The organism is Desulfovibrio sp. (assembly GCF_035644575.1).
In the GTDB taxonomy this organism is placed as follows: domain Bacteria; phylum Desulfobacterota; class Desulfovibrionia; order Desulfovibrionales; family Desulfovibrionaceae; genus Desulfovibrio.
In genome coordinates, this window is sequence record NZ_DASQOG010000048.1 from 45,329 (window position 1) to 57,314 (window position 11,986).

9 protein-coding genes and 1 pseudogene are annotated in these 11,986 nt (G+C 58.1%); 8 read left to right on the top strand and 2 right to left on the bottom strand.

Translation table 11 applies throughout. From position 1 onward, the window contains the following. Positions 1–120: 120 nt before the first annotated feature. Both VEZ52_RS02090 and VEZ52_RS02095 read right to left on the bottom strand, forming a co-directional pair. Entirely contained in the window at positions 121–4,467 is a 4,347-nt protein-coding gene (locus tag VEZ52_RS02090) for an acyl-CoA dehydratase activase (protein WP_324835329.1), read from the bottom strand. Positions 4,468–4,730: 263 nt separating this feature from the next. Further along, positions 4,731–6,059, bottom strand: coding sequence for a M23 family metallopeptidase (locus VEZ52_RS02095; protein ID WP_324835330.1), 1,329 nt, complete (start codon positions 6,057–6,059; stop codon positions 4,731–4,733). Between the two features lie 230 nt (positions 6,060–6,289). On the opposite strand from VEZ52_RS02095, the gene VEZ52_RS02100 reads away from it, so the two are divergent. The 8 genes and pseudogenes from VEZ52_RS02100 to VEZ52_RS02135 form a co-directional block, all read left to right on the top strand. Further along, the gene (locus VEZ52_RS02100; protein ID WP_298997549.1) at positions 6,290–6,901 is read left to right on the top strand and encodes a protein-L-isoaspartate(D-aspartate) O-methyltransferase; all 612 of its coding nucleotides are present in this window, start codon (positions 6,290–6,292) and stop codon (positions 6,899–6,901) included. 41 nt (positions 6,902–6,942) lie between these two features. Further along, positions 6,943–7,857: an Mrp/NBP35 family ATP-binding protein gene (locus VEZ52_RS02105; protein ID WP_298997350.1), complete on the top strand. Its 915-nt coding sequence runs from the start codon at positions 6,943–6,945 to the stop codon at positions 7,855–7,857. A 146-nt stretch (positions 7,858–8,003) separates the two neighbouring features. Beyond that, positions 8,004–8,552 carry a CDP-diacylglycerol--glycerol-3-phosphate 3-phosphatidyltransferase gene (pgsA, locus tag VEZ52_RS02110; protein ID WP_192111859.1) on the top strand — a complete coding sequence of 183 codons (549 nt, stop codon included), beginning with the start codon at positions 8,004–8,006 and terminating at the stop codon, positions 8,550–8,552. Positions 8,553–8,564: 12 nt separating this feature from the next. Beyond that, a complete protein-coding gene (locus VEZ52_RS02115) occupies positions 8,565–8,819 on the top strand; it encodes a hypothetical protein (RefSeq protein WP_022658717.1) in 255 nt (84 codons plus the stop codon). Further along, positions 8,819–9,127: an FtsB family cell division protein gene (locus VEZ52_RS02120; RefSeq protein ID WP_240824406.1), complete on the top strand. Its 309-nt coding sequence runs from the start codon at positions 8,819–8,821 to the stop codon at positions 9,125–9,127. The genes VEZ52_RS02115 and VEZ52_RS02120 overlap by 1 nt, the downstream gene beginning before the upstream one ends. Further along, positions 9,124–10,257 (top strand): tetratricopeptide repeat protein, encoded by a 1,134-nt coding sequence (locus VEZ52_RS02125; protein ID WP_324835331.1) that lies wholly within the window; start codon positions 9,124–9,126, stop codon positions 10,255–10,257. Before VEZ52_RS02120 ends, VEZ52_RS02125 begins: the two co-directional genes overlap by 4 nt. A 14-nt stretch (positions 10,258–10,271) precedes the next feature. Next, positions 10,272–11,648, top strand: a complete 1,377-nt coding sequence (locus tag VEZ52_RS02130; RefSeq protein WP_324835332.1) for a hypothetical protein — start codon at positions 10,272–10,274, stop codon at positions 11,646–11,648. A gap of 216 nt (positions 11,649–11,864) precedes the next feature. Next, positions 11,865–11,986, top strand: a pseudogene (locus tag VEZ52_RS02135) (class 1 fructose-bisphosphatase); the annotation flags it as partial.

The following is an 11,986-nucleotide window of genomic DNA, read 5'->3' on the forward strand; positions in this document are numbered from 1 at the left end:
CGTATCTGGAACAGGCCATTTTGTTCCCTTATGCTTCAGATAATATGCTGGGCATGATGTGATTTTGTGCAGGTAATAAAACCGCCCCCCGGAATACTCCAGCGGGCGGTTTTTTGCGGTTTATTGCTGCCAGTAAGCTCTGTCGCTTCCCATTGCGCCCGCGTAGGTATGCCGGGCATGGCGGGCGGCTTCTTCCCTTTCTTTTTCCTTCTCCCTGGCGATAGCCATGAAAAGCCGTATGCGGTTGAGCTGGTTGGCTTCACTGCTGCCGGGGTCGTAATCCAGCGCCATGATGTTGGCCTCGGAGCGCTGACGGCGCACGGCCTTGAACGCGCCGCGCCCCACCACGTGGTTTGGCAGGCAGCCGAAGGGTTGCAGGCAGAGTATGTTGTTTGTGCCGTGTTCGAGAAACTCCAGCATTTCTGCGGGCAGCAGCCAACCTTCGCCAGCGCTGTTGCCAAGGGACATGACGCTTTCGCCCAGCCGGGCCAGATCGTCAATATGCGCCACAGGCATGACGTGGGCGCTCAGGGGCGAGGTGTTGAGCGCGCCGCGCATATAGCGGCGCACACCTTCAATGCGGCGCATCACAAGGGCATTGCCCAGCGCAGCCCAGGCGCTCCCGCCCTGATGCCGCCAGTCGTACACGGCATCGCGCAGGCAGTAGAGCATGAAGTTGGCAAAATCCGGCAAAAGCGGTTCGCCGCCTTCCTGCCTGATCTGCTCGACAATGTGATTGTTGGCGTCTGCATGGTAGGTCAGCAGGATTTCGCCCACAACAGCCACCCGAGGCTTGGGGGCCAGAGCAGTGCGGATGGAGGAAAAATCCTGCACAAGGCGGGGCAGCAGTTGCCGCAGGGCGGTTTCATCCCCCTTGCGCACCACCGGTATCAGGGTTTGCAGCCAGTGTTGCACCCTGTCTTCGGTTTGCCCTGCATGGCATTCGTAGGTGCCTGTAAACAGCGAAAGCCTTTGCAGCATGTCGCCGGCAAGCATGCCAAGCAGCATGCGCCAGAGCAGGGCGCGATCCGGCCGCAGACCGGGCTGGCTCTCTGACCCCGAAGCATTGAGCGTGAGCACGGGCACCGGGTCGTAGCCGTATTCCATAAGCGCCCTGCGCAGCAGAGCCGGATAATTGCTGGCCCGGCAGGGGCCGCAGGTCTGCGAAAGCAGCAGGGCTGTGCGGCGTGGATCAAGCCCGTCATCGCGCAGAGCCTGCAGCAGTTGACCAATAGCCACGATGGCCGGGTAGCAGGCATCGTTGTTTACATAGGCCTGCCCCAGGCTCACGGCTTCTGCGCTCACCGTGGGCAGCAACTGGATGGTGTGTCCGCTGCCCGCGATGGCCTGGGTCATGAGGGGAAAATGCAGCGGGGCCATTTGCGGCACAAGAATGGTATGCGTGGTGGCGTCGCGTTTGCTGAATACCGGCGGTGCTTGGGAAACTGAGGTTGCTGTGCTGTCTCCAGACCTCGTGCGGCTCACCGCCAGCAGCGAGCGGATACGAATACGCGCAGAGGCCAGTGCATTGCCCTCGTCCATCTTGATGAGGGTATACAGCTTGCCGTGGGCGCGCATGAGTTCACGCATCTGGTCGGCGGTGATGGCGTCTATGCCGCAGCCAAAGGAGGTCAGTTGCACGAGCTCCACCCGCGCGTTGCCGTGGTCTGCCTCGCAGGCCCACAATCCCGCCCGGTAGAGACGGGCGGCGTAAGTCCATTGATTGCGCGCCCGCAGGGGAAAGGACATGCGGTGGCCTGTCCAGCTGCGGGGCATGGCGTCCTCGCTGATGACCGCAGCGCCCAGCGAGGCGATAAAGTCGGGCAGGCCGTGGTGCACCTGCGGGTCCGCATGATAGGGGCGGCCTGCCAGAACCACCAGAACGCCCTTGTTGCGCAGGGTTTCGGCATAGATGTGTTCCGCCTCGGCGCGCAGTTCGCGCAGGTAGTGCGCCTGCTCGTGCCGTGCCGCCCGTACTGCGGAGCGTACTTCGCCCCTTGGCAGGTTGAATTCGCGGCAGAGGTTGCGCACCAGCGATGCCGTGTGCGTGAGGTTCACAAAGGGCGAGTGCATGACGGCCCCGGCATCCTTGAGTTCCGGCAGATTCTCGCGCACCACCTGCGGGTAGCCGCAGGCCACCGGGCAGGAGAAGGAATCGCACATTTCGGCAAATTCCTGCGCCTCACGCGGTATGCAGGGGAAGAAAATGCTCTTGATGCCGCTTTCAAGCAGGGCCAGCACATGGCCGTGCGCCAGCTTGGCCGGGTAGCATACGCTCTGGGAGGGTACGGACGACAGGCCAGCCGCAAACAGGGCGCGGCTGGTAGGCGGCGACACTTCAACCCGGAATCCCAGCGAGGTAAAGAGGGTGAACCAGAAAGGATAGTGCGCGTAGACGTTCAGAACTCTGGGGATGCCCAGCCTGCCGCGCGGCGCGGATTCCAGCGGCAGCGGTTCGTAGCGGAACAGGCGCTGGTTTTTCCAGGCCACAAGGTTGGGAGCCGTGACAGTTGCGCCACGGCGCGCCTCGCTGAACCTGTCGCACCTGTTGCCCGCGATGTGGCGTGAACCGTGCGAAAAGCGTGTTTCTGTGAGCAGGCAGTTGTTGCCGCAATCGCGGCAGCGGAAGCTGCGCGTGCGCATGGCCAGCCCACGGATAAGCGGGGCGGTGATGGAAGAGCGAACGCTGACGCATTCCGCTTTTTCCAGAGATTCCAGGGCTGCCCCGTATGCGCCCATGAGGCCGGAAGCCGCAGGGCGGTGCACATGCCGCCCCAACGTGCGCTCCATGGCGCAGAGCAGGGCGTCATTGAGAAAGGAGCCGCCCTGCACAACCACATGTTCGCCCAGTTCTGCCACATTCTTGATGCGCAGCACCTTGTCCAGCGCATTGCGTACAACAGAATAGCAAAGCCCCGCCGCTATGTCGGCAATCTGCATGCCGTCTTTCTGGGCTTGCGTGACACGGGAATTCATGAAAACCGTGCAGCGCGAGCCAAGATCAGCCGGATGCGCGGCGTACAGGGAAATATCCACAAATTCCTGCATGCTCAGGCCAAGGCCTTTGGCAAAGCTCTCAAGAAAAGCCCCGCAGCCAGCGGAACAGGCCTCGTTGAGGCTCACGTCGCTGATAACGCCGTTATCCACCTTGAGGCATTTCATATCCTGGCCGCCTATGTCTATGACATAGCTGACTTCTGGCACAAGACGTGTGGCCGCCTTGAAATGGGCCAGGGTTTCCACCAGCACGGTATCCACCCCAAGGGCGGATTCCGCCAGATGCGCGCCGTAGCCCGTGGCCCCGGATGCGGCAAGCCATGCCCCGTCAGGGATACGCTCAAGCATGTCTGCCAGCGGAGGCAGCAGGGTCTGTAACGGATTGCCCCCGTTGGAGGCGTAGCAGGAATCAAGAATGCGCTGTTCGTTGTCTACCAGCACGGCCTTGACTGTGGTTGAACCGAGATCCAGCCCCAGGAACAGTGGTCCACGTGCCTGCCGGATATCGGCGGAAGGCAGCACGTTGGCTGTTGCATGCCGCTGACAGAAGCGCGCGTATTCTGCGCTGTCGGCAAACATGGCAGGGAGGATTTTTTCTGCGGCGACCTTGGGCGCGTGCGAAAGGCTGCTGGTGCGCCGGGCAAGGTCGGCCAGATCGAGCGGTTCGGCGTCTGTTTCGTGCTCTTCAAGAGACATGGCGCAACGCGCTGCGCCAATGGCGGCAGTGCACTGGGCATGGGGCAGGTGCGCAATGTGCGCCTCCGCAAGATCAAGATTCTGGATGAACAGACTTTTGAGTTCGGGCAGAAAGTGCAAAGGCCCGCCCAAAAAGGCGACTTTGCCGGTAATGGGCCTGCCGCAGGCCAGCCCGCCGATGGTTTGTTCCACCACTGCCTGAAAGATGGAGGCCGCGATATCTTCACGCGGTACGCCGCCGTTGAGCAGGGGCACAATATCCGTTTTGGCGAACACGCCGCAGCGCGAGGCGATGGGGTAGAGCGTGGAATGCCGTGCCGCCAGATCATTGAGGCCGCCCGCATCGGTGCTGAGCAGTCGGGCCATCTGGTCGATGAAGGCCCCGGTGCCGCCTGCGCACGATTCGTTCATGCGCAGTTCCACATCCTGCCCCAGATAGAGCAGCTTGGCGTCTTCGCCGCCCAGTTCCACCGCAACGGAAGTATCCGGCGCAGCATAAGAAATGGCGCGGGCTGTTGCCAGCAGTTCCTGAACAAAGGGGATGGAGAGCTGATTGCTGAGATCAAGAGCGCCGGAGCCTGTCATGGCGCAGCGCACGGTGGCTGTGGGGTAGAGCCGTGAGGCTTCGGCAAGCAGGGCTGCCATTGTGGCGCGAACTGCCGTGCCATGGCGGCTGTAGCGGGTTTCGGCAACAGTGCCGTCGCCGTTCAGCAGCGCCAGTTTTACTGTGGTGGAGCCAATATCAAGGCCGAGGTAAAAGAGTGGTGGAGACACGTACAAGTCCTCACATGAAACAGGTTTATGTGATTTGGGCCTGATGTCTTCATGAAAGTAGAAGCAGAACTTATTTACTTTCTTTCATAAATTCAGGCTACACTTGAACGTGAAAAGAATTCAAGCCCCTTTGCATAAAAAAATTACGGCCTGCTGATTTTAAACCATCCACTCGTGGAACGGTTCAAAATTCGCAGGCCGTAATTTTATCAGCGGGAGTAAAAAGGGATATTGAAACGCTAAACTATTCTTTGCTGCGACAACTACTGTTGCGTCATGGAGGCATCAATGCGCCCCGTGACGTTGTCCTTGATCCACTTGGGGTCAAGCCACTCCAGGGGGGTCACTTCCACGCCGCCCACCAGGATGCCAAAGTGCAGGTGATCGCCAAAGGCAAGGCCTGTGCTGCCTGTGTGTCCAATGATCTGGCCTTTCTGCACCACATCGCTCACTTTAACCATCTGATCGTTGAGGTGGGAGTAAATGGACATGAGGCCCAGACCGTGGTCAATGACAATGAGGTTGCCGTAGATGCCAAGGTTGCCGCAGAAGACCACGCGACCGCTGTTGGCGGCGGGCACCTCGGCATTGCGCACCGAAGCAAGGTCAAATCCCAGGTGATAGGATTCACCCACCGGCTTGCCCTGATAGTTGAAGAAACGGTGGTCGCCAAATCCGGCGCGCGGGGCAGAGCGCGGCAAACGCTCAAAAACGCCGCTCCACAGCATGGCCGCGGCAGTGTCCCGCCCAATTTCGCGCAGGGTCTGCACATTGGCGGCGCGCACCTGATTGTTGATATACAGGTAGCACTCCAGCGGGTTTGTGGCATCGGGGGCCAGATCGCGTAGCTTGCTTTCAACCGCCATCAGGAAGTTGTCCGTCACTTCAATGCTGTCGCTCTTGAAGGTTCTTTCAAAGGACATGACCGTGAGGTGGCTCTTGGTGACGTTGCCCGCAAGGTCTGTGGCAGTGATCTCAACGCTGTTCTTGTAGTCTCTGGCGGTCATTGTGTAGGGGAAAGGGAAAAAGCAGATATAGCTGCCGTCTTTTTGCATGTAGCCGGGCACAAAGTAGCCAGCAACAAGCACGCCACTATTGCTCACTTCTTTATCAACAGTATAACGCACCACGGCGGTGCCGCCCCTGCGCACGTTGGGGGGCAGAGTTTTGACGGAAATACGCGGCGGCTGCGTATCAAAGCGCATAGGCAACTGGACGGTGCGCGTATTGCCCTGACCAAAACCGGCAAGTGACCCGTCCGTGGCGCGGATTTCAAGCTCAAAAGCACCTTCACGCAGGTTGGCGTCCTTCATGGGGACATCCACTTCGCGTTCGGGGATATACTGGTCAAAGTGCTTGCTGTAGATGACGTTGAGGACGTTGTTCTTTCGCACGCCAACTGTAATGGAGCGGATGCCTGACGGATCCTTCATACGGACCTTGAGGACGCTTGCGGCTGAAACCCTGCCTGTATTTGGTGTAATATCAACAGCAGGGCCTTCAAGATCTTTAAAAAAAGTATAGCCGCCTAAAACCAGAATGGCGACCACTATAATACCTAGTACCGATGAAAACAAACTTCTTTTACGCATTGCCGACTCCTCATTCTCGCTTCCCGAAGGGTTGCATAAAGAATGGCAAGTTTCAAGGGAAAGTCTGGAACTTGTCTTGATATCTCTGCAAGCCTCCCCGATGGCGCATTGACTTGGCAGGAAAAATCTGTTTTCACTTCCGCAGTATGCAGTACAGCAAATATTCTGCGGCTGGGGGTACGCCCCGCGAGCCTTCTCCGTCCGTGGACCCAAAACGTCTGCGGCGCAGGATGGTGCGCGAGCAGCTTGAAGCGCGCGGAATCAGCGATCCGGCGGTGCTGGGGGCCATGTTTGCTGTGCCGCGCCATCTTTTTGTGCAAGAAGCGCTGCGCTCCCAGGCCTACGAAGATACTCCCCTGCCTATCGGCTACGGGCAGACCATTTCCCAACCCTATATTGTTGCCCTGATGACCCAGCTGCTTGAAGTGCAGCGGGGGATGCGCGTGCTTGAGGTCGGCACCGGCTCCGGCTATCAGGCCGCAGTGCTTGCCACCATCGGCTGCACGGTCTTTACCGTTGAGCGCATGCGCGAGCTGTATCAAATTACTTCAGGCCTCTTGCGGCAACTGGGACTTAGGGGTATCCACATGCAGCGGCGTGACGGCACGCTTGGCATGCCCGAAGCCGCGCCATTTGACCGTATCATCGTTACTGCCGGCGGGCCGGAAGTGCCGCGTCCCCTTGTTGATCAGCTTGACGAGGGCGGCATCATGCTTATCCCTGTAGGGTCAAAACCCCGTACGCAGCGCCTTGTGCGCGTGCGCAAAGAGCAGGGGCGCGTTAGCTCCGAAGACCTGGGGCCGGTAGTTTTTGTAGATCTGGTGGGCGATCACGGCTGGTAGATACGCCGTCGTAAGCGTCCGCTACAATTGAAGGAGATGTCATGGGATCCTGTTCATCCTGTTCTTCTGCGTCCTCTTGCTCCAGTGCAAAGAGCAATGGCGGCAACGGAGAGTGCAATGACCCTATGGCCAAGCAGGACCGCGTAATCGCTGACCGCTTGGGCCATATACGCCACAAGATATTTGTCATGAGCGGCAAGGGCGGCGTGGGCAAAAGCTCCGTGACCGTCAATACCGCAGCGGCGCTTGCGCGGCGCGGGTTCAAGGTCGGCATTCTTGATGTGGATATGCACGGCCCGAGCGTGCCCAATCTGCTCGGCCTCACCAGCACTGTCGAGATCGACGAAGCCACCCAGCTGATGATTCCTGCCGCCTATGACGAGAATCTTTCCGTCATTTCAATGGATACGTTCCTGCAAGACAAGGATCAGGCCATTCTGTGGCGCGGCCCCAAAAAAACTTCAGCTATCCGGCAGTTTATCGCGGACGTGAAGTGGGGCGACCTTGATTTTCTGCTCATTGACTCCCCTCCAGGAACGGGCGATGAGCACATGACCGTCATGCAGTCCATTCCCGATGCCCTCTGCGTGGTTGTGACCACCCCGCAGGAAATTTCGCTGGCAGACGTGCGCAAGGCCATCAACTTTTTGCAGTACACCAACTCCAACGTGCTTGGCGTGGTGGAAAACATGAGCGGCCTTGTGTGCCCGCACTGCCATCAGGAAATCGACCTGTTCAAGAAGGGCGGCGGCGAAGATCTCGCCAAGCGCTACGGGCTCAAGTTCCTCGGCGCTGTGCCGCTGGATCCCACAACTGTGGTTGCGGCTGACAAAGGTATTCCTGTGGTGTACCTTGAAGCGGAAAGCGCAGCCAAGGAAGCCTTTCTTAGCCTAGCAGATTCAATTGCCGCTGCCGCCGACGGCAGCCTGGAAGCCCTTGCCGGTTCGCGCAGCTAATTGCGCCCCTGCGGGTTTGCCCCAATAGAATGCAGGCTTCCCTGGCGGCTGGTGCACGGTCGCCGGGGGAGCTTTTTTCTCCTTTTCTCCCGTGTTCTTTTGTGGTAACGATTTAAAAAATTCGCACGGAGCGCCTGAGAGGAAAAATGCTTAATCTTGCTAATAAAATTACACTGTTACGCATTTTAATGACCCCTCTGGTTGTTTTGCTGCTCTATTTTGAAGGCCCGATGACCTGCATTTTGGCTACTCTGGCCTTTATTTTTGCCTCCCTTACCGACTGGGCAGACGGTTATATCGCCCGCCGCTCCAATATGGTCACCAGCATGGGCAAGTTTTTGGACCCGCTGGCCGACAAGGTGCTGATCTGCTCGGTGCTGATTATGTTTGTGAAGCTGGACTGGGCGCCCGCCTGGGTGGTTATCATTATTGTATGCCGCGAGCTTGTGGTCACAGGCCTGCGCGCCATTGCCATTGACGAGGGCATCGTGCTTGCCGCCGACAAGTTCGGCAAGGCCAAGACTGTGCTCCAGATTTTTGCCATTGTGCCTCTGGCCCTGCATTATCCCTTGTGGGGCATGGATCTGCGGTTGCTAGGCCTTGTGCTGCTCTATATAGCGCTGGTGCTGGCCGTGGTTTCAGGGGCCAACTATTGCTATGATTTTTACCGCAATACGCGTAAACAGGCAGGCTAACGGGAACAACGCATGAGTACGTTGCAGATCCGCCTGAAAAACTGCATCCAGACCATTCTGGAGCTGGAGCCCGACATGCGCGCCGGGGTCTGGGGCCGTCACTTTGATCAGGAACTGAACACCCTCAAGGATTATCTGCATCAGGTAGACCAGATGAACCTTGCGGAAGAAGACGTTACGCGGCTTGAAAAAGCCACGGCCACTTTTTTGGCAGAACTGCGTCTTTCAGCGGGTAACGGTTCGCAACCTCAACGGCTGCTGCAATAATGTTTTGGCGTACCTTCATTCTGGTTGTGCTGGGCCTTGTCAATGTGGTGTTTTTTGCCCGCATGGTCTGGGGCCCCACGGGCCTTATTGAATACCGTGAGCTCAAGCACCAGTACGCCGAGCTTGAAAAGCAGATTGCAAGCCTTGATGCGGAAAACCTCTCTCTGAGCCGTGAAATTCGCCTTTTGCAGTCCGACAGCCAGTATATGGAAAAAGTCATTCGTCAGCGCCTCCACTATATTCGCGATAATGAGGTGCTCTATCTTTTTGGCGAGGTGGCGAAAACGGGGCGGGAGCAGAAACCATGACGGAAAAAATTGAATGGTATAAAGAAGTCCTGGAGCTTGAGCCCAATTCCAAGGTCTTTTTTCCTCTGGCGCGTCTGCTTTCCGAAGCTGGCCGCACAGATGAAGCCGTTGAAATTCTGGAGCAGGGGCTTGCCCGGCACGAGGAATTTCTTGAAGCCAGACTTTTTCTCATAGAGTTGCTGCACACCGCCAATCGGCTCGAAGCCTGCGAAAAGCAGGTGGGCAGGCTGACAAAAATGTTTTCCACCTATGCAGGCTTTTGGCAGGCATGGGCCGCCTGCATCAATGCTGCTGGCGATGCGCCTGATACTGCCGCCGTGCTGCGTTTTCTGGCCCTCAATTTTTCAAAGGGGCCGGTATCATTGCACGAGGTCATCAACCAGGGGCTGGCCTCCCTGTCTGGAGCTGGAACCGCTGCTGGGGCCAGTTTGCAGGCTCGTTCCGAGGCCGTCATCCCTTCTGCTGCCCCATCCGCACATGAGGCGGCATTTGCAGCAGTTTCAACGTCTGCACACCAGGCAGCAGCTGGGGCCGCAGCGCCCGTGGCAGAGGCGGCTGGGCACTCTGTTGCCGCTCCTGTCCTGGCAACCGCTCCCGACCTTGCACCCGCCATGCATGACGCGGGTGCTCCGCTTGATGCTGATGCGCATATTGATGACGTTGACGCTCACGATCCCATTGATTTTGATCCTGATCTTGCCATGGCGGACGATGAGGCCCTGCCAGCAGAATCGGAAGGCACTCCTTCCATGCTGGCTCGCGGTGCAGATGCGTATGCCGCATATGCTGCCCCGGTCACACAGTCCGAAGCTGTTGTTGTAGACGATGCAGATGATGGGGAGGAGCGTTTTTCGCTGCGTACCCGATCTATGGCCGAAGTGCTGGCAGAACAGGGTGACATCAAGGGTGCACTTGATATTTACCATGAGCTTGCTGCAGCAGCGGTACATCCGGAAGAAAGCGCTGATTTGCGTCAGCGCATTACTACGTTGACTGCGCGGCTGGGCAACGCCCAGACGGTAGATCCTGTCCAACCCGCTGCAACGGCAGAACATGCCAGCGGCAAGGACAAGCTGATAAGCATGCTTGAAGCTTTGGCTGAACGTGTCGAAGCCAGAGCGCACAGTTAATGAGGGAGAACACTGTGTTGAAATCATATGTGCGTTATTTCTTTTTGCTGGCATTTGCTGCATCTCTTGTAACGGGTTGCAGCTCATACCAGCCCACCAAGAACGTCTGGAAATCCACAAAGTCGTTGTGGAACACCTATGTGAGCCCCCCGGCCACTGTGGATTTTGAAGAAAAGGGCAATCTTTCACCCCAGGCGCTTTCCCTCACGCACAGCATGATGGGTATTGACGTTGAGCTGACCCGCCTTGAGCGGACCATGCTCAATGCCGACAAACCGCCGACGCGCGAGTGGCTTGCTTCCTTCCTTACCTCCTTCCCCTGGGTCAGTGGGTTTGCCGGGGTAAAGTACGACGGCACCATTCTTGGGCAGGAACCTGCCAATCCCATGAAGCCGCTGGATTTCATTCCGCTGCTTTATGAAGACAAAAAGCAGAGCACGCGCGCCCTGCGCGCCGACGTGCAGAATTCCTCCTTTGGGCCTGAAATTCTGCTTGCCTCGCCGCTCTATGACGGAACGGAATTCCTCGGTGTTGTTGTTGCCAACTTCGACATGCGTTCGCTCATGCAATACTCCCAGACGCCGCAGGACGTTGTCATTCTTTCTCCGCAGGCTTTGCTCTGGCCAGGAAAGTATGATTTCTCCTCGACCCCGCTTGCTGGCGTGAACTGGGACGAAGTGACCGCAAAGAGCACTTCCGGCACCTGCACCAACGTGAACGGCACCTTCTACTATAACGTGCGTTTCCTGGGTAATGTGCCTCTGGTCTTTGCCGTAGCCGAATCGGGCAATTTCCCGCAGGGCAATGGCAGCGTGGAGCAGGGGCTCGCGTTCTTCCCCAAGGATCGCCCCAAGCTTACCCCGCCGCCTCACGAAGCGCGCAAGAACAAGAACCGCTTTGAAGAAGGCCTGAACGTGGACGTTACGCCTGAACAGGCCACTGCCACGGCTGATCAGCCTTCTGCCAAGCCTGCTGGCGGGGCGGACATTCAGCCCGGCAGCAAGGACAGCATGCTGCTCAAACGTAAAAATGCCGAACGCCGCAAGGTGCAGGAACGTCAGCTTGCAGGTGAAAATGCCTCTGTTGACCGCGCCCCCAGCGCTTCTGCACCCAAGGGTAAGGAAAAGCCGCCTGTCGGCCTTGGCATAGCGCCTGATGAAGATGCCGCTACCTTGCCTGGCGGCCGTCCCAGCCCCTTTGGCCCCAAGGACGGCGATGACGCTGCAAAGCCTGCCGCCACCGGCAGCGCAGGCAGCGGCAAGACCGATGCCCCGGCTGCGGCGCCAGCTGCAGCACCGGCAGCGGCCAAGCCTGATTCCGCAGCTCCGGCTGGCGAAGAGCCAGCGGCACTGCCGGGTGGGCGGCCAAGCCCCTTCGGGCCGCGGAACTGACGCATTCTGGACTAAACTTGCGCCGCCCCGAGGCGGCGCAAGTATTTTGGAAGATGTGCAACCTGAAAAGTCCGCATGCTGGCAACCAGTTTTGTCATGCAATTTTGTTGCGGCGGAAGATTCGTAAAGTTTTTTGCTAACTTGGCGGGTTTTTCTTTTCAGGGGTAAAGGCTCAATTGTTCCTCTCAATTTTCTGGATGTTGTAAGGAGCCCCCAATGGCTGACATCACGGTTACGGAACACCTGCTGCTGCATCAAAAGCGTAGCCCCCAGGCAACGGGCCAGTTTACTGGTCTTCTGTACGACCTGATCCTTTCGGGAAAAAGCATTTCCCGTCG

Coding starts and splice junctions, on each gene's coding strand:
- VEZ52_RS02095 (WP_324835330.1), bottom strand. CDS start 6,059: ATGCGTAAAAGAAGTTTGTTTTCATCGGTACTAGGTATTATAGTGGTC.
- VEZ52_RS02100 (WP_298997549.1), top strand. CDS start 6,290: ATGGTGCGCGAGCAGCTTGAAGCGCGCGGAATCAGCGATCCGGCGGTG.
- VEZ52_RS02105 (WP_298997350.1), top strand. CDS start 6,943: ATGGGATCCTGTTCATCCTGTTCTTCTGCGTCCTCTTGCTCCAGTGCA.
- pgsA (WP_192111859.1), top strand. CDS start 8,004: ATGCTTAATCTTGCTAATAAAATTACACTGTTACGCATTTTAATGACC.
- VEZ52_RS02115 (WP_022658717.1), top strand. CDS start 8,565: ATGAGTACGTTGCAGATCCGCCTGAAAAACTGCATCCAGACCATTCTG.
- VEZ52_RS02120 (WP_240824406.1), top strand. CDS start 8,819: ATGTTTTGGCGTACCTTCATTCTGGTTGTGCTGGGCCTTGTCAATGTG.
- VEZ52_RS02125 (WP_324835331.1), top strand. CDS start 9,124: ATGACGGAAAAAATTGAATGGTATAAAGAAGTCCTGGAGCTTGAGCCC.